Source organism: Pseudoalteromonas sp. 78C3 (assembly GCF_002836695.1).
In the GTDB taxonomy this organism is placed as follows: domain Bacteria; phylum Pseudomonadota; class Gammaproteobacteria; order Enterobacterales; family Alteromonadaceae; genus Pseudoalteromonas; species Pseudoalteromonas arctica.
The window spans coordinates 1-19087 of sequence record NZ_PJAV01000160.1 but is presented as its reverse complement, the minus strand read 5'-3'; the positions used below and the strand labels follow the sequence as shown (position 1 = coordinate 19087).

The window sequence follows — 19087 nt, the reverse complement described above, 5'->3', positions numbered from 1 at the left end:
CAATAAACCTTATTGCTTAGCCACAAGTTGTGCGTTGTCATTTAACAATGTAAATGCCACACCACTTGTATCAATTGTTACTGTTTGCGGAGAGATTGGCATACCAGGGCCTACGCGGGCTGGGCCATTTACAGCAATAACATCACCTTCGTTAAGGCCCGATGTAACCGCACGTAATGCACCGTAACGCTCACCAGTAGTGATAAGTTTGTATTCAAGTACATTGTTTTCGCCAACCGTTAATACAAAACGATTTTTTAAGTCGGTACCAATTGCACGTTCTGGGATAATAATCGCGTCGCTAATAGAGTTGGCTGCAAGCTTAATACGTGCAAACGAGCCTGCGCGTAATTGGTTGCTGTCTTCATTAAATACTGCACGTACACGTAATGTGCCCGTTGATGAATTAATTTGGTTGTCGATAAAGTTAATGTAGCCTTTGTATGCAAAATCGCTTTGACCCACTTTTTGCATTACAACAGTTTGATGGCTCGCAGCAGTAACATCATTGAAAGAGCTATTCCATGTGCGTTCATCAACATCAAAATAAGCGTACATAGCTTGGTTTGAAACAATTGACGTTAATACGCTTTGACCCGCAAGTATGTTATTACCTTTAGTAATATTTGCGCGAGAAATAATGCCATCAATTGGTGATACTACTGACGTAAACTCTAAATCAAGCTCTGCTGAAGTAAGTTGTGCTTGAAGTGCAGAAAGCTGTGCTTCGCGTTGGCGTAGTGTTGAAGTACGCGCTTGTGCTTGCTCAGTTGAGATTGCCTTACGGTCTAATAAGCGTACCGCACGTTTATCTTCACTTTTAGCTTGCTCAAGTGCGGCTTCTGCGCTGTTGATTTGCGCTTTTAAACTAGCAACCACGGCAGCAAATGGGCGAGCATCTAATTGAAATAAAACATCACCTTCTTTAACCACATCGCCTTCTTTAAATTCAATGCTATCGATGATTCCCGATACACGCGGCATTAAAGCAACTTCTTGTGGAGACTCTAAACGAGTTGTATATGTGTGCCAGCTTTGTACCGGCTTAACAAGCACCTGTGCTACATCAATTGGTTGAAGTTGCTGTGCAGGTGCTGATTGAGCTGTGCTCTCATCAGCACAACCCGCAAGTGTTAAAGATGCCGCAGTAAGTGCAGCAGCAATTAGATGTTTGTTCATGAAGACGCTCCATTGTTGATTAGCCTCGCATAATACGGATTAAACCCGTGTGTAAAAACCATAGATTTTTAAATTCATTAATGCCAAAATGGCATCAATAGATTAGTTAAGGTGTAATAATGGATACAACAAGTCGACTTTTAATGTTACTTGAAGTGGTTGAGCAAGGCTCTTTTGCAAAAGCTGCAGAAATACGCAACATAGATCGCTCTGTTATATCTAAACAAATTAGCCGTTTAGAGGATGAGTTAGGCGTTAGGTTACTTAACCGAACCACGCGTTCATTTTCGCTCACAGCGGCGGGTGCCGAAATGATCAAAAAAGCCGCTGAGCTTAGAGAGCTGCTCGGCGAAACCGTACGCATGGCTGAAAACTACCATTTAGAACCGCGTGGCGTATTAAAAATCACTTCTTCAACACTTATTGGTCGTCGTTATTTACAACCTGTACTTAATGATTTTCAAAAACGCTTTCCTCAAGTAGAAGTTGAACTGCGTTTAGACGATAGATTAGTAGATATAGTCTCTGAAGGATTTGATTTGGCTTTTCGTGTAGGTGAGCCTAAAGATTCGTCACTTATTGCACGTAAAATAGCGCGTAACCGATTATTAATTTTAGCTGCACCGCAGTTTATTGAAACTTACGGTATGCCAAAAACAATCGAAGAGTTAGCGCAATTACCAGCAGCAAGCTATGCCAGTAATTCTATTCGAGTAGAAACCATAGATTACTACGATAGTAAAGGTGAACGCTGCGAGCAAAAAATAAAAAGTGTGTTTCGTGCTAATGATGCCGAGTCATTGTTAATGAAAACATTATCGGGAACAACTTACTTTGTTGCCCCTGCATTTATTATTGGTGATGAAATAATACAAGGTAAGCTAGTGCCTTTATTGACCGATGTAAAACTGATGGAGTTTAGTGCGATGTATGCCGTATATCCGCACCGAGATTTACCAGTGAGGACCCGATTATTTTTTGATGCTGTACGCGAGCATTTAGGAAAAGATAAACCGATTTGGGAAAACGGGATCCCCAACTTTGAGCAAATGTATTAAGTAACCCTGCTTAAGCAACTACCGTCTCGTAGTCATGTTCTTTTTTAAACTTACAATACACTTTATTGCGGCCAAATTGTTTTGCTTTGTATAACTGTTTATCTGCTTGGTTTACAAAGCTTTCCAATGAATTAGTACTTTTAAATTTTGCCACACCAATACTGGTTGTAACATTAATTGCAAGGCCGTCAATGTCAAATGTGGTATTTTCAAAACGTGCTCTTATTTGTTCAGCGGTATTAAGTGCAGCCTCTTCATTTGCAAAAGAGCTAAATAAAGCAAACTCTTCACCGCCTACTCTAAATACATACCCTCTACCAAGCACAACTCTTAGTAAAGTGGCCACTTCGATAAGTACTTGGTCACCGACACCATGACCATGCTCATCATTTATCTGCTTAAAAAAGTCTAAATCGAGTAAAAACAAATATAGCTGTGACTTATCTTGTAGTTCTACTTCAAAGTAGTGGTTCATTGAAAGGCGATTACCTGCACCCGTTAATGGGTCAAGTAATGCTAAATTTTTAAGGCGCTTTGAAAAATGTGAGCGGCTCCCTTCAAAAACATGAGAAATCGCCCAAATACTAAAATAAGCACAGATTAAATTAAGGGATAAGTTAAAATTTTCAAAAGGGGCAAGAGTAGACTTACTCCCTAAAATAAACACTTGAATAACTAATAAATTTGCAGAGAAAATTACACCGTATTGTTTACCTAATAACAGATAGTACAAAATAGGTAATGCAAACGACCATACAAACACAGCATTACGAGGCGATGCTAAAGATGTACCCAAAATAACAATTAGCGTTATGAGCACACACATTATCAAGGATTGCCAAAACTGTAGTGGACGGCGTATAAGTGAAATATAAGTAAATATACAATAAATAGAAAAACAGATTTCGATATAGCCAAGCAATGGAAAGTTATTTACGGTTAAATTAAATCCCGCAAATCCTACCGATAAAAAACCAAAACAAAGACACATCCCTCTCAGGACGTCCTTTCTTAATGATTTAGTGCTATTAAGAGCCGCGATATCCATTCTAATCACTTAATAAAAATAAAAAGTAAGTTTAACGTGAAAATACAATTTAACAAGCTTTGTTGATATAAAACCATGTAGATACAACCAGTTATTTACATTTTAGGGATAATGTAGTGTATTTCAGAAACACGTTTGATGCTTTAGTATCACTAAGTGGCTTTAACAACTAGCCACCTAACATGGATAAATTAGTAGTGATACCCGTATTACCTTGGTGTAAAAGGTGAGTTGGCTTTTTGGTCTTAATATAACGAGATAACAATGCCATTAATTCACTGTTTGAACTGTCGTTCATATATTCTCTTAGCGAAATACCCTCTTCAGAAAACAAACACAAGTGCAGGTTCCCTTTTGCTGTAACCCTTAATCGGTTGCAGGTACTACAAAAGTCGTTGCTGTAAGGCATGATCAAACCAATTCTGCCTTGATAATCAGGATGAGCAAACTCTTGAGCAGGCCCTGCTGATGCACTACGCGCAACTTGCTGCCAACCCGTTTGTAATAACTGAGTTTTTAAAACTTGCCCAGAAACATGATTAGCATCAAAAAAGGCTTTGTTGTCGTTTGTTTGCATCAATTCTATAAAGCGGATGGTAACGGGACGGTGTTTAACCCAATTTAAAAATGTATCAAACTCTTTTGCGTTGTATTGCTTCATCAGCACGCTGTTTATTTTTACCGAATCAATACCCGTTTCAAGCGCAGTATCAATGCCTTTCATTACTGAGGTAAATTTGTCATGCCCAGTAATGGTGTTAAACATGCGCGAATCTAAACTATCAATGCTTACATTAATGGCGTTTAAGCCTGCATCTACCCAGTCATGAATATTCTTATGAAGAGAAAAACCATTGGTAGTCATTGCAATTTTTTTTATGCCCGCGACATCTTTTGCCGCGCGAACAACATCTATAAAATCTTTTCTAAGGGTTGGCTCTCCGCCAGTGATCCTTACTTTTTCGATACCATGGTGTGCAAACGCTTTAAGCGTGTTGCTAATTTCATCAATTGTGAGAAAACCACGGTCATGACCGCCCTGATAACCATCTGGTAAACAATAAACACACTTAAAATTACATACATCAGTAATAGACAAACGTAAGTAACTAAACTCTCGCCCTGTTGGGTCGATTAGCATAAATAAACCTTAACTAATATCAACAAGTAATAACAACCTAATACCAATTTGCAATAATACTTAATCATTTAATTAAGCAAATTGGTATAAACAACGCTACTTATTGATACATAAATAATAATTACATAAATATATTTAATAACTTAAAGGGGCAGCATAAAGCATACCCCTTTAGTTATTTTTGTTTTACGCTTCTAAGCCTTTTTTAAGTTCGCTTGGCTTCATTGGTAGGTCACGTAAACGCACGCCTACTGCATTAAACACAGCATTACCAATAGCAGGAGCAACCCCTATAACGCCAGGTTCGCCTAAACCAACTGGAAACTCATCACTTTGTAAAAATTCAATGTCAATATCTGGCACATCTTGCATTCTTAGCGGTAAATAAGTATTAAAGTTAGTCGCTGATACCTGTCCATCTTTATACGTATTTGATTCATGCAATGCAAGGCTGCTGCCCCATAGTAACGACCCTTCAATTTGCGCCAGTGCGCCATCTGGGTGAACTATTAAGCCCGCATCTACAACAACATAAAGCTTTTTAAGCGTTATTCTACCACTATCACGGTTAACGTGAACATGCGCTGCAGTTGCAAGCCATGCTGGCATGGTACGCTCTTGCCCTGAACTTACAGAAAAGCCAATGCCTTCATCTTTTGCTAATTTAACAGAAGCTACTTTGTCAGATACTGTTTTAAGCACATTACGTAAGCGCAGTGCTCCGCCAACGCTCTCAGGTGCTTTACCCGCTTGCTTGCCTTTACCGTCTAACATTTCAATTCTAAATTGAACTGGATCTTTGCCTTGCTTATGGGCAATTTCATCAATAAACGACTCAAGACTCCATGCAATCCAACCTGGTCCTACTGAACGTAACCAACCTGGAGTAAAGGTGCTTTGTGCAACTTCGTTATTAATAGCGCGCGCACGATGACTGCTCATGCTATACCAGTGATCAGCGCCTGATGCCGAAAATGCATCAAATTTACCTTTACCATCAACACCCGGTGATAAAAACCCAGGTGCCATTGCTTTAGTAGGCCAACCTGCAGCAAATGCATGCTCTAAACCAGTAAAAGTACCGTTTTTATCAAACGACGCCGTCATTTTTGCAGCAGATGCAGAACGAGACTGATCGAATAAACTATCGTCTGCTCGTGTAAATACCAGTTTTACTGGTTTACCTACTGCTTTTGCGGTTAGAGCTGCAGGTACAGTCCAGTCACCAAATAATCGACGACCAAAACCACCACCTAAATAATAAGGACGAATAATTACTTTGTTTTGTTCTATTTCGAGTGCTTTAGCAAGCGCAGGTAACGTAAGTGACTGCCATTGGTTACCAGTATGAATAATCCAATTTCCGTCTTTAAATTCTGCAACCGCATTTAATGGCTCTAGCTGATAATGACTTGCTGTCGCTGTGGTATACATTGATTCTAACGACTCACTGGCGTCTGCTTGGGTTTTCTTTATATCGCCTTGATCAACAAATAAAGTACCCGAGTCGCGTTGCTCGCATAATCGCTTACCTTCTTTTTGAATATCAGCTTCAGATATATTTGCTGACTCACCCTTTTTGTAACTCACCTTTAAAGCATCTACTGCTTTAATGGCACTTGGGTAACTATCAGCTAATACAACAACCCAGCCTTGCACTGTGTTACTAGGGTCATTTAAAATTTCATAGCCTTTGTAACCTTTAATAGCTTTTGCTGCACTATCGTCAACGTTTGTTACTGTGCTGCCATAACGGGTTGGCGGTATTACTGGTCGCGCGTACAGCATGCCTTCAACTTCTACATCTATCCCATATACTGCTGTACCATTTGTTTTGGCTGGTATATCAAGCGCTTTAAAGTCTTGTTTAAGCCCAGTTAAATGACGTTTATTAGCAGGTTTTAGTGGAAGGTTTGCAACTTCATCACTGGTGAATGTACGATTAAACTCGCCTTTTTTAACTATGTCAGCATAACTAACCGATTTTTCGCCTGCAATAATATAGCCCTTTTCAGCACGACATTTATCTGCAGGCACGCCGAGCATTTTAGCTCCGGCTTCTATTAATGCAATTCGACCCGCAGCGCCGGCTTGAGATAATGGCTTAAAGCTTTGAAATACAGACCACGAACCACCCGTTACCATAAAGCCCCATTTTTCATGGGTATCTACGTAGGTAATTGATACTTTATCCCAATCACATTCAAGCTCATCAGCCACAATGCGCGCAAGAGCAGTACCAATATGTTGACCCATTTCAGCTTTAGCAATACTCACTTCTACGGCGCCGTCGGTGCTCATAGTCCACCAAATAGTGGGTGAAAAAGCTTGTTGCGCAATTGATTCTTTTGCACTGAGCGAACCCGAAAATAACGCAGGGGCAAACGCCATGACTAAGCCTGCGCTAGCAGTGCCAATCATAAACGAGCGACGATTTAAATTAACGGTTTCGCTATTTTTTTGAAATAATTTTTTCATCATCGGCTCCAGTTAAGCGTCTTGTGCATTTGGATCAAATATATTTACTACACTTTGTGACTCATCTGCAGCGCGTTGAATAGCCGTTTTAATACGTTTATAAGCCATACAGCGACAATAGTTACCATTCATATGGCTTACTATTTCTTCATCTGAAGGACTTGGGTTAGCTGCTAGTAATGTAGCAGCTTGCATTATTTGCCCCGACTGACAGTAACCGCACTGTGGTACTTGCTCTTCAACCCATGCTTTTTGAAGTGGGTGTTCGTTATTAAGCCCTTCAATCGTAGTAATGTTTTTTCCTGCAATTGCGCCAATTGGTAAAACACATGAGCGAGTTGCTTGCCCATCTAAATGCACCGTACACGCACCACACATTGCAATACCGCAACCAAACTTCGTACCTTTTAATCCAATTTCATCGCGAATAACCCATAACAATGGTGTATCTTCACTTGCGTGTGATTCAACCACCTTGCCATTAATTGTAAACGTCACCATAGCTTGCCCCTTGATTAAGCTTTATAACCCGTGTTTAAATTATTTAATTTAAACACGGGTTATAACAGTTAAGATTGTTGTAACTACTAATCCATAACACATATAGTTACCGCATCAGCTACATTAACAGCTAAATACCATAACCACTGCACTAAAGCGTTAGCGCAGCTAAAACTTATTTTGCCCTACTACTATTTTTTCACTCATTTTTAGCTATAAAATTACTTAGCTGCTTTTGAGTATCTATGTCTAAACTCGCACTACGTAAACTAATTGTATTGACGACCTCACTGCTGGAGCGCAGTAATTGCTGTGCACCTCTATCTGAAGTTAAGCTTGCAAGCTGAGATAAATCAACCGCTGGGAATATAGCGGGTACACCTAAACGCTCGCCATAGTTTGCGCACCAGCGCGATGGATTACGTGTAAAACCAGTAACTAGCTCACTTAAGTGCGCTACTTTTAGCTCAACCTGATCCGCGAGCATAAATAAAATCCCATCAAAGGACTTATTTTTAAACACTGTTTGAGAAGCTATCGCGATTGAATTACCTAAACCTTGGCTCCATTGCTTGTTCTCAATGAGCTCTATGTTTTTATAACTTGCCAGTGCTTGTGCTACTTCTTTATGCCATGCCCCGGTAACTACATACACAGGTGTGTCATCAAGTGCTTGAAGTGTATTTACTGCATGCTCAATCATTGTTTTGCCAAACCCGATATCAGCCGTTAATTTACAGCCGTTAAAGCGAGATGATTGACCTGCGGCTAAAACAACTTTTGCAATTAGCACGCCTCTTGCCCCCAATGGCTTAGCGATTGGGCATCTTTATCACACAGCACTGCATGTATTTCGCTGATCAGCGATAGTGCAATACTCTCTGGCGAGTCGCCGCCTAAATTTAAACCGACAGGCCCAAAAACAGGAGACTTTATTTGTGAAACACGCGTATTTGCGTGCTCTAAAACTTGTTCACGTCTGTGCTTAGGTCCCAATAACCCTATGTATTTAAATGGAACATCTTTAAATTGAGCCAACGTACTGGCGTCAAGTTCAACGCTGTGAGCCATTAAAATAGCAGCATCTACTTTATTAGTTATGCAATATTCTTTTAACTCACTCGGTGTGGAGCGCAAAATAGCATCTGCATTTTTAAAGTATTGCCTTTTTGCATTGGCAGCGCGTGTATCCCATACAGTTACACTCCAACCAAGTTGTTTGGCAAATGTATAAACCGGAACTGCATCGGCCCCACCACCCACTATTAATAAATGAGGCGGCGGATAAATAGAAGTTTGCAAGCACGTAGCGCCTTGTAATTCTACCAACTGCGCTTTGCGGTTCATTGATAAACCATGTAACTCATCATTTTGCGTAAATACACCACTGCCGGCTGGCAAAATGGGGCTTACTTGTTGAAGGTATCGCCCTGGTTTATTCTCATTAAGTGCTTTAGATACAAGCTCTAACTGTAAATAGTCATTAGCTTTGTGAATGGGCTGCAGTAAAATGTGTACTATGCCCCCACAACCAATGCCAAGTTGAAATGTTAAATCGTCTTCATCGGTGGCATCATAACTAATGGTTTTACTGGTTAAAGTACTCATTACTTGTTTAGCGTGGCGCTGTATGTCAGCTTCTAAACAGCCTCCTGAAAGCATCCCCAAGCGCTCGCCTAGGCTCGAAATAAGCATCATAGCCCCTAGTTTTCTGTAGCTAGAGCCTTCAATTTTGTACAAAGTAGCTAAAACCCATTCTTGGTTGTCCCTATTGAGATACCAAGTGTTTAAGATACTTTTCAAATCTGTAACCATATATTGCCCTTTAAAAAGCATTTTTTGCGTTTAAAAACAAACCAGCCTAAACAGCTAATTTAAAACTTAATAATTCACGCACAATTTAGTTTTCTATTATATCGTTTAAGGTCTCAATTAACTCATCAAATTGATCATTAACGCTTTGGCGTTGTTTATCATTTAGAGTTAGGTTTAATTCGTAGAGTAAATTTATATATAAATTTAAGTTTGCTTCATTGCTTTTCAATAGTGCATCGCTCATATAAAGTTCGCGCTCTTCAATAACCGTACTTAACTGATTTATAAATTCTTTTTTTGTAATTTCAGCATTTGTAAATACCTGTTTGGCTGCATTTAAACGGTTTTGCTTGTACTCTAACCACAGCGCTCCTGAGTCTTGATGTTGCTCATTAGTTGATTTAATCAGCGCTTTTTGTTGTTTATTAAGCTTGCCTATCCACTGCTCGTAGTATTCAAATTGCTCTTCCAAACGCTCACTTTTTCGCTCAAGCGGGGTTTGTTCGTTAAACTCTTCACGTTCGTCGTTAATTTTTATTTGAATATTGTTTAAAAGCTCACCTCTTTGCTCACTTGATAAGGTTGCCCCAAGCTCAGCTAAAGGCAGTTTTGCGTACCCAAGTAGGTTCTGCCAATGTTGTTTTGCAAGCACAACCTGTGTTTTTAATTGTTTAGCCTCCAATGTTTGGTTAAACAATACTTTTATATTTTGTATGTCTTGTCTGTAGGCGGGTAACTGGGTAGTTCGGTGCCAATTTTGTGTTGTTGTAATTATGTTTTTTAGCTGTGTATTTTGCTTTTTATTTAAATCAACATAATCATCAACCCAAAACGATGAAAGCCAACTCAAATTCTTGTAAGTAAAAGATGCCGAACAACTACATAAAAACAACATACTTACAGCAAGGCATATCTGTTTTAGTTTTTTTGCTTTGAAATTATTAAGCATAACCTTCTCTATTATTTAGATTGTGGCAAAGCTCAAAACTCATTTGATAATAATTATCATTTAAGTATTGACTTGCATTTAGATCTAACTGATAATCGTTCGCACAAACACAGTGTAACGACCTCAGTGCCTACGGAAGAATATTCAGCAAGGATGCTGACACATTAAAAGAAGAGCGTGCCGCTTCGTGTTATTACTTACTCGACCCAAGTAATAACATCAAATATCACATTTACTTGCTACATTGCTCATATTAGTGACGGTTAATATGACTCAAAAAAGCCCTAACGGGCTTTTTTTATTTCTTTAAATTTTCTATAAAATCTGTATCTTACACTTCTTAAACTCGTTTACTTACCTTAAAAGTCCACCGCGCTGTTATTTACATTTTATACGCACGATCTGATAAGGTATCGCCTTGCGTTTACGCTAAAGCTGGCGTAAAACATAACAGTAGGCACCCTTTTTTGCATCTATTTATAATAACCGATTTAGTCTCTACTTAAATGCATTGAGTATTAAACGTTTGAAATGCCCAAATAGTGCAAAAATTTAATAATTTAGCATTTAACTAAAGTCTGTTTACCTTTCGGGATTAAAACTTGTTCTATTTAGACGCTATTTAATCGCGGCAAGATATACTGGCCCTAAAACCTATCGTAACTATTACTAATTGGAGACATTAATATGTCACAGTTTAATTTGAAAGCACTCGTTCTTGCTGGCGTTTTACTTGCCAGCCCTTTCGCTCATGCAACATTAGAAGATGGCATAAGAGCAGCTAACGAAGGTGAATTTGCAGTCGCCCTAAAAGAATTTCAATACCTTGCCGATAAAGGTTTTGCGCCAGGAATTTACGAACTAGCTAAATTATACGAAGGTGGATACGGTGTAACACGCGATTACCGCAAAGCAGCTGCGCTTTATCAACAAGGCGTTAAAAAGAACCATCCGGATTCAATGTTTGCGTTAGCTGTTTTATACGACGAAGGTAAAGGCGTAAAGCTTGATCACCAAATGGCTGTTACCTTATTTGAAAAAGCAGCCAATAAAAACCTGCCTGCGGCTCAGTTTAATTTAGGTGTAATGTATTCCAATGGCGTGGGCGTTACACGAGATTATGAAGCGGCACGCAACTGGTACGAAAAAGCAGCTGCAAACAATTACTCTTTAGCACAATTCAATTTAGCCCTCATGTATTTTGAAGGGCTAGGTATGCCAAAAGATTTAGAAAAGTCATACATTTGGAATACTATCGCTGAGTACAACGGCAATATGCAAGCGAGTCATAGCCGCAAACTTGATGAGCGTAAAATGCTGCCTAAAGAAATTGAAGAAGCTAAAGAAAAAGCCGATGCCATTTATGCAAAAATACAAGTGGGTACTTATGCTGGCGAAGGTCGCTTATTTTAAAGTCTTATTTTAAAGTCTTATTTTAAAGTCTTATTTTAAAGTCTTATTTTAAAGTTTAAGAGTTTAAGACCTTAGTTTGAAACTAATCTAAAAAGGCTGAATTACATAACGTAATTCAGCCTTTTTAATATATCTTGATTTAACAAGTTCAAAATCTATTCAACTTTACAAAATCAACACACTCTTATTTTATGTAAAGCCACTTTAGTAGCTTAATAAGAAGTTTGCTTTGTTTTAGCAGCATAACAATACGAGGATTAAACGAGCCCGATACTAACGTGTTTTTAGCATGGCTAAACGTTAAAAACCCTTCTATGCCATGATAATGCCCCATTCCTGAATGCCCTACACCACCAAAAGGGGCATCGTCAGCAGTTACTTGCACTAACGTATCGTTTATTGCCACAGTGCCACTGATTGTTTGCTTCATAATGTATTCTTGAGCGTGCTTATCTTGCCCTAAAATATAAAGCGCTAACGGATGGTGATGGGCTTTAATATAGTCAATTGCGCTGTCGAGCGTGTCATAACTCATTATTGGTAATATTGGACCAAATAACTCATCTTGCATAAGCTGCATTTCGTCAGTAACTTGAGTCACTAAGTGCAGCCCCATACGATGTTTTTGCTCATCTTGCTGGTTTTGCTCAAGTGGCTTAATAATGTTTGCGCCAAGCTCTTGTGCTTGCTCTAAATAGGTTGCTAAACGTTTATAGTGTGCATCGCTAATAATAGAAGTTAAGTTTTTACCTTCAACACCGTCTTTAAAGTGCTTTTTATAAAGCTCGCATAATTGCTGAACCAACTGATGCTCAAGCTCCTTGGGTACAAATACGTAGTCGGGAGCAACGCATATTTGCCCTGCGTTGGCCATTTTTCCAAACAGTAAAGCTTGCGCCGCTTTTTTAATATCGGCATTTTGCGTAATAATAACTGGCGATTTACCACCGAGTTCGAGCGTTACTGGTGTTAAATTACGACTCGCTGACGCCATTACTAATTTACCAACGGCCGATGACCCCGTAAATAATAAATGAGCAAATGGCAGTGATGAAAACTGCGCGGCTACGTCGCTACCGCCTTGTATTATTTTGCAATGCGTTTGCATGTCGTCTTTAAATATTTTTTCGATAACGACGTTTGTGTGAGGTGTAAACTCGCTTAATTTGAGCATCACTCTATTACCAGCAGCTATGGCGGTAAGCACAGGTACTAACGCTAACTGAATGGGGTAATTCCACGGTGCAATAATACCAACGACACCTTTTGGCTGGTAATTAACACTTACTTTTGAAGGCCATAAACTTAAACCCACAGAGCGATTACTTGGCTTTGCCCATTTTGGTAGCTTTTTGATAATGTGCGCGAGTGTTTGAACCGTAGGTAATATATCGCCAAGTAGAGTATCGAAAGCGGTTCTGTAACCAAAGTCTTTTGAAGCAGCATCCACTAGCTCTTGCTCAAGTTCAACAATACGTACACGGAGTTTTTTTAATAAAACGAGACGTTTATCAATTGGCAAGTAAGGTGTTTCGAGAAAGCTTTTTTGCAATTCATCAAATTGGGGAATTAAAGGCATTGCCTGTGATGTGTCGGTGCTCAAAATAGATTACTCAATTTTTAAAGTTACCGCAGACTATAACCTTGTTCTGTTTTTCGAGCAATAACACTAATTATCTAAAAAAGAGCTTCTTGAGCAATATAAATAAGTATAAAGAGTAGCTTTGTTTAAAACTGTAAATATAAACAAAGCTACTGGTTGGAACTAATTTAGTACAGCTTTAAAAGCCAAATACTTGCGCTGCGATAGTCATTGTCACTAGCGTAATTAATACAATGGCGACAATATTTAGCACAAAGCCGGCTCTTATCATGTCGCGCATTTGAATTTGCCCTGAGCCAAACACAATAGCGTTTGGTGGTGTTGCTACAGGCATCATAAATGCGCAACTACACGCAATAGCAGCAGGAATAACCCATACAAGGGGTGAACCTGTTATCGATTCAGCAACAGGACCTAATAACGGTAAGAAACCTGCAGCGGTTGCTGTATTGCTTGTAATTTCAGTTAAAAATGTAATTAAAGCAACCACAACAAGTACGCTCATAACAAGAGGAATCGCACTTGCGCCTTCAATCATGTGAGCAATAAACTCGGCAAGACCTGACGATTTAATTTGAGATGCAAGCGTAAGTCCGCCCCCAAACAATAGCAATACGCCCCAAGGCACTTGTGAGGCGTTTTGCCAATCAAGAATACGCTCATCACTGCCTTTATTAGCAGGCATTACAAACAGCAGTAATGCAGCAGCAATTGCAATTGTAGTATCTGAAATTTTAAGCCCTGTTATGTCGCCAAGTATAGGTCTAAATATCCAACACAGTGCTGCTAAAACAAACACAAATAACACGCCTTTTTCGGCACGTTGCATTATACCTAGGTTTTTTAGCTGCGTTGAAAACACCGCTTTTGTATCAATTTTTTGATCGTTTTTAACATTAGCATCTACTTTATACGCAAATTTGGTAAGCCAAACCCAACTAATAATAAGCATACTTAAAGACAGTGGTACGCCTACAATCATCCACTGAGCAAAGCCTATTTCAATTTGGTAACTGTCAGATAGGTATGCAGCCATTAATGCATTAGGCGGTGTACCAATTAAAGTAGCAATACCACCAATGCTTGCACCATAAGCAATTGATAGTAGCAATGCTTTGCCAAACCCTTCATTACTTGGGTCTGATTGCTTAACCAAATTGGTAATTGAAAGTGCAATAGGTAGCATCATTACGGCTGTTGCGGTATTAGACATCCACATCGACAAAAATGCAGTTACAAGCATCATTGCTAAAATTTGCAAACTTGGCTTTTTACCCGCATATAACATGGTGCTAAGCGCTATACGTTTATGTAACCCCCATCGCTCCATAGCGATAGAGATTAAAAATCCGCCTAAAAATAAAAATATTAACGGGTGCGCATACGGTGCAGCCACACTTTTTATGGCTTCTATATCAGCAAGTGGTGATATTACCAAAGGGAGCAAAGCTGTTGCTGGAATTGGCACTACTTCACTTACCCACCACGATGCCATCCAAAACGCTAAACCTGCGGTTTTAAATGCCGCAACCGACATTCCTGTTGGCGGATCAAGTAAACATGTTAATAGCATTACTAAAGGGCCCAGTACTAAAAAAAGCCATTGAAAATGTCTGTTCTTATCTGGTTCTTGCGTCAATATATTATCTGTCATGGCTAGCCTCTAAAACTTGTATTTAAGACCAAGCGCAACACTGCTGTCGTCTTGTTCTTCTAAATTAAGATCGGTATATAAAAGATAAGCTGTAGTTTGCTTATCAAATACATAATCAAGGCCTGTGCTCCATTGCGTTGCCTCAGATGCTTGACGAAGAGTTGAGTCATCTTTAGCAAATTGAATTTTTGGCACCCACTTATCAAGTGTATAACTGGCACTTAATACGTAACCATTGCCCGACTTTGTGCCATCTACTGATTCTGAATGTTGGTATAACGCACCAAGTTGTAATTGTTCGAACTTATAAACACCAACAAGGCGGCTTGCTTTTACATTGTTAAGTGAATCTACATGACTGAACGACACATAATATGAAGTACTTTTTAAATTACGGTCGCCATAAATAAGCGTAGCAGCAAAGCCTGCTTTATCGTCTTTATTGTCATCTTTTGGCGCATAAGTAAATGAAAACTGCGTATTATGCCAATAGTTTGAGGTGTAAGTTATAGTATCACCGAGGCGGTCTTGGCCTGCAATAACCTGTGCCATATCGGCTTGAGTTTCGTTAAAGTTATCGAGTTTACCTTCAGAATATTTAAAACGAGTGTCGTTACGACCTACAACAACTTCACCAAACGCGCCTTTTAAACCTAAGTAAGTATTACGTGCTGTGAAAGGCTCTTGCGTATCATCTTCTTCAAAACCTTTAACTTGTACCTCATATTTAAAAACAGCACTTAAATATTCGTTAAGTTTATGATCGCCCTTAATACCAATACGCGAGTATGGCGCTTCAATTTGAGTACCCTCTTCGGCATAACGCATTATGCCCGTATCAGTACTGGCAATTTGTACTTCGGCTTTACCGTATACAGCGTACTCTGCAGCAAAAGATGTGTGTGAAAATGTAGCTAAGCAACCATAGGATAGAAATAAAATACAGGTGTGTGTAGTTTTTGTCATCGTGTGCCCTAATTATTAGAATCTACTTGTTGTAGCGCTAATAAGGCAACTTTACTGCCAAGTGTATAAAAGCAATCTATTTCAATAGCTTACTAAAATAAGTCGTTTAATTTAAATAAAAGCGTGTGAATTACCACACATAAGAAAGTGGGTCTTGTCACCAAACCCACACATTTAGTCAGTAAACATATCTCTATTAAGATTGTATTTACTCATTTTATCGTAAAGTGTTTTACGAGCAATTTGCAGTGTTTCCATGGTGTTTTTAATACTGCCGTGGTTTTGCTCAAGCGCGTACTCAATAAGTGACTGCTCATAAAAAGAGACTTTTTCAGATAAGCTTAAATCGGGAGATAAGCCACCTAATTGTTGTGTTTTAACTTCAGCAAAGGCAAGTTCGGCACCAAGTAATACAGCTCGCTCTGCTTGATTTCTTAGCTCTCTCACATTGCCCGGCCAGTCATAGGCAACTAACCGCTGTTGTATTTCGTAATTTACTGCCGCCGGCGGCTTATGATAGCGAGTTGCAGCAATAGAGCTAAAGTGTTTAAACAAAAGTAATATGTCAGCTTTTCGCTCTCGTAATGGCGGAATATTAACGTTAACCAAACTAAGTCTGTAATATAAATCAGCTCTAAAATCACCCTTTTCAACTAACGCAAGTAAGTCTACTTTTGTAGCTGCAACAATTCTGATGTTTAAATCAATTGCTTTGTTATCGCCTACAGGTGTTACTTTTCGCTCTTCTAATACGCGTAATAACTTAACTTGCAGTGCCATTGGAGTGCTTTCTATTTCATCTAAAAAGACCGTACCACCTTGTGCATATTCAAACTTACCTTTTCGACTTTGAGTAGCCCCTGTATATGCACCACTTGCTGCACCAAACAATTCGCTTTCTATTAACTGCTCTGGTACTGCGCCACAATTAATAGCAACAAAATTACAGCTAGAGCGATTACTCTGATCATGTAGATACCGCGCTACAAGTTCTTTACCTGTGCCAGTTTCACCTTCAATCATTACATCGGTTGGGGTATCCATAATTGTGTTTAATAAGTGCATCATGTGTTGCATTTTAGGTGTGTCACCTAGTATGCGTACACCTGGGGCTGAGGTTTTCTGTACAGCTACTTTTAATGCGCGGTTCTCCATAACAAGGCTTCGTTTGTCGCACGCTCGTGCTATGCAATCAAGAAGATGTTCGTTAACTGGTTTTTCAAATAAATCATACGCACCTAATTGCATCGCTTTAACTGCTATCGATACATCAGCGTAACCAGTTAAAAATATTACAGGGAGCTCACTATCAAAAGCCGTTATTTGCTCTAAAAGCGTTAAGCCATCCATGTTCGGCATATTTATATCGCTCAGCACAACTCCAGCAAAGCGCCTATTGAGTTTGCTAAGAGCGGTACTTGCGTCATTAAAGCAATCAACGGTGTATCCTTCGAGAGTGAGCAATTGCTTTAAAGAGTCTCTGATCATTGCTTCATCATCAATGACTATTATGTGATTACATGGAGAGCTGTCAATCATCTTTATTTTCCTGCCTGTTAGAGAGGCTAATTATAAATTCAGCCCCGCCTTCAACTCGATTGTGCGCGCTCAAACAACCATTAAACGAATCTATTATTTGTTTTGATATAGATAAACCAAGGCCTAAACCTTTACTTGATTTAGTACTATAAAAAGGTTCAAATAAATTACCAAATGCATGTTGCTCAATACCAGAGCCAGTATCTAAAATCGACAGTTTTACGCGCTCTTCAAAACACTCCAGCTGAAAACTTAAGTTACGAATAATTGCGCCATTCATAGCTTGGCTAGCATTAGTAATTAAATTAACGAGTACTTGTTCAAATTTAAGCGAATCGACCCACACAACGACTGTTTCATCAAATTGAGGTGGCTCTACTTGTACGTTATCTTGCTTTAACTGCGCGCTAGAAATCATTAATGCGTTATTAACAAGCCCTGCAAGAGGGTAAGGTCTGAGCTGCATTTTGGAAGGTTTACTAAAATGCTTTAACTGACCTACAATTTGGTGCACTCGATTAACTAATCCCTCAATCACTACTAAGCTTTCACCAAGTGCTGAAGTATTTCCTTTAGCTAATAAACGCTTTGCCGAAGCTAAATAAGTATTAATAGCACTGAGCGGCTGGTTTATTTCGTGGTTAATTCCTGCACTTAGCTGTCCTATTGTCGCAAGCTTTGCAGACTGCACTAAAGCCGTTTGTACTTTTTCCAAAGCCTGAGTGCGCTCAAGGACTTCAAGTTCAAGGCTATGTCTGGAGTACACCAGCTTTTTATAACCCGCAAACCGAGTTAATAAAATATAACTAATAATAATAACTAAGCTACAGATAATAAATACCCAAAATAAGCGAGGCAGTTGAGCTGAATTAACTTTTGTTATATCAACGAGTACGTTCATTGTGGCATTAAAATATCGTAAAGGTCTTTGCGACATTACGTAAAGTTTTTTATCTATTTTTAAATGTTTAATACCTTCATTAGAAAATTGAAACTGCTTTATATACAAAGGCTGATGATCTAAATAAGCCCGACGAGATTTAATATCTCTGCGCATCGTTATATCAAGCTCAGTGAAGCTGTTTAATCGCCACATTTGCATATCTGACATTGCAATTACCTCATCTGCAAGCTGCAAAAAAAAGTGACTACCCTTTGAAGTATTTAGAAGCTCTCTGTCATCCTCAAATTTACTTACATTCACTTTTAACACAACAACACCAATGGCTTTATTGTCGCGATATACTGCTTGTGAAAAGTAAATACCACGCTCTTTAGAGCGCATGCCTAATGCAAAGTACGCTACTTTTTCGCCTGCAAATGCACGTTTGAAATAAGGTCTAAACGCAAAGTTGCTACCTAAAAAAGTATAATCTGCTTGCCAATTACTACTGGCAATAACTTCGCCTTGAGTATTTAGAACAAAAATATCTGAGGCACCACTGGCTTGTTGAATATCAGCAAGGTAGTTATTAATAGCGTTATAGTGCTGTGGCTGCGCATCTACAAAGTCTATCATTAACGAGTTATAGGTAAGTAACTGGGGAATAGCAGAAAAACGAGCAAGCTCAGTATCAATATAGTTATTTAATTGCGTAACTTGGCGCTCAGCCTGGTAGGTTGCTTGCTCAACATCATGAGAACGACCAAGCCAAAACGTAACAACTAATATAAGTACGAGTAACACACAAACAGTAATGATTTTTTTAGAAAAAGAAAACATCTGTCTCTTTATACACATCT

The 19087-nt window shown here is 39.0% G+C and carries 15 protein-coding genes; 2 read left to right on the top strand and 13 right to left on the bottom strand.

The window, feature by feature from the left end:
- Positions 1-9 precede the first annotated feature (9 nt).
- A complete protein-coding gene (locus tag CXF76_RS14165) occupies positions 10-1179 on the bottom strand; it encodes an efflux RND transporter periplasmic adaptor subunit (protein WP_010553924.1) in 1170 nt (389 codons plus the stop codon).
- A 119-nt stretch (positions 1180-1298) separates the two neighbouring features.
- On the opposite strand from CXF76_RS14165, the gene CXF76_RS14160 reads away from it, so the two are divergent.
- A complete protein-coding gene (locus tag CXF76_RS14160) occupies positions 1299-2237 on the top strand; it encodes a LysR family transcriptional regulator (protein ID WP_007582020.1) in 939 nt (312 codons plus the stop codon).
- A gap of 10 nt (positions 2238-2247) precedes the next feature.
- On the opposite strand, the gene CXF76_RS14155 is transcribed toward CXF76_RS14160, so the two are convergent.
- The 7 genes from CXF76_RS14155 to CXF76_RS14125 all read right to left on the bottom strand — a co-directional run bounded on the left by CXF76_RS14155 (position 2248) and on the right by CXF76_RS14125 (position 10169).
- Positions 2248-3285, bottom strand: a complete 1038-nt coding sequence (locus tag CXF76_RS14155) for a GGDEF domain-containing protein (RefSeq protein WP_198551860.1) — start codon at positions 3283-3285, stop codon at positions 2248-2250.
- Positions 3286-3454: 169 nt separating this feature from the next.
- Entirely contained in the window at positions 3455-4426 is a 972-nt protein-coding gene (moaA, locus tag CXF76_RS14150) for a GTP 3',8-cyclase MoaA (RefSeq protein WP_007582018.1), read from the bottom strand.
- A 186-nt stretch (positions 4427-4612) separates the two neighbouring features.
- Entirely contained in the window at positions 4613-6904 is a 2292-nt protein-coding gene (locus tag CXF76_RS14145) for a xanthine dehydrogenase family protein molybdopterin-binding subunit (protein WP_101164000.1), read from the bottom strand.
- A gap of 12 nt (positions 6905-6916) precedes the next feature.
- The gene (locus CXF76_RS14140; protein ID WP_007582016.1) at positions 6917-7405 is read right to left on the bottom strand and encodes a (2Fe-2S)-binding protein; all 489 of its coding nucleotides are present in this window, start codon (positions 7403-7405) and stop codon (positions 6917-6919) included.
- A 199-nt stretch (positions 7406-7604) separates the two neighbouring features.
- A complete protein-coding gene (locus tag CXF76_RS14135) occupies positions 7605-8198 on the bottom strand; it encodes a nucleotidyltransferase family protein (protein ID WP_101163999.1) in 594 nt (197 codons plus the stop codon).
- Positions 8192-9220: an XdhC family protein gene (locus CXF76_RS14130; RefSeq protein ID WP_101163998.1), complete on the bottom strand. Its 1029-nt coding sequence runs from the start codon at positions 9218-9220 to the stop codon at positions 8192-8194. The genes CXF76_RS14135 and CXF76_RS14130 overlap by 7 nt, the downstream gene beginning before the upstream one ends.
- 85 nt (positions 9221-9305) lie before the next feature.
- Positions 9306-10169: a DUF6279 family lipoprotein gene (locus CXF76_RS14125; protein WP_101163997.1), complete on the bottom strand. Its 864-nt coding sequence runs from the start codon at positions 10167-10169 to the stop codon at positions 9306-9308.
- A gap of 687 nt (positions 10170-10856) precedes the next feature.
- On the opposite strand from CXF76_RS14125, the gene CXF76_RS14120 reads away from it, so the two are divergent.
- Positions 10857-11582 carry a tetratricopeptide repeat protein gene (locus CXF76_RS14120; protein ID WP_007582012.1) on the top strand — a complete coding sequence of 242 codons (726 nt, stop codon included), beginning with the start codon at positions 10857-10859 and terminating at the stop codon, positions 11580-11582.
- 184 nt (positions 11583-11766) lie between these two features.
- On the opposite strand, the gene CXF76_RS14115 is transcribed toward CXF76_RS14120, so the two are convergent.
- The 5 genes from CXF76_RS14115 to CXF76_RS14095 all read right to left on the bottom strand — a co-directional run bounded on the left by CXF76_RS14115 (position 11767) and on the right by CXF76_RS14095 (position 19067).
- A complete protein-coding gene (locus CXF76_RS14115) occupies positions 11767-13185 on the bottom strand; it encodes a coniferyl aldehyde dehydrogenase (RefSeq protein ID WP_101163996.1) in 1419 nt (472 codons plus the stop codon).
- Between the two features lie 178 nt (positions 13186-13363).
- Entirely contained in the window at positions 13364-14839 is a 1476-nt protein-coding gene (locus tag CXF76_RS14110) for an SLC13 family permease (protein WP_101163995.1), read from the bottom strand.
- Between the two features lie 9 nt (positions 14840-14848).
- Positions 14849-15805: a porin gene (locus tag CXF76_RS14105; protein WP_101163994.1), complete on the bottom strand. Its 957-nt coding sequence runs from the start codon at positions 15803-15805 to the stop codon at positions 14849-14851.
- Between the two features lie 174 nt (positions 15806-15979).
- On the bottom strand, positions 15980-17344 hold the full coding sequence (locus CXF76_RS14100; RefSeq protein ID WP_101163993.1) for a sigma-54-dependent transcriptional regulator: 1365 nt from the start codon (positions 17342-17344) through the stop codon (positions 15980-15982).
- The gene (locus CXF76_RS14095; protein ID WP_024591800.1) at positions 17337-19067 is read right to left on the bottom strand and encodes a sensor histidine kinase; all 1731 of its coding nucleotides are present in this window, start codon (positions 19065-19067) and stop codon (positions 17337-17339) included. The genes CXF76_RS14100 and CXF76_RS14095 overlap by 8 nt, the downstream gene beginning before the upstream one ends.
- Positions 19068-19087 lie beyond the last annotated feature (20 nt).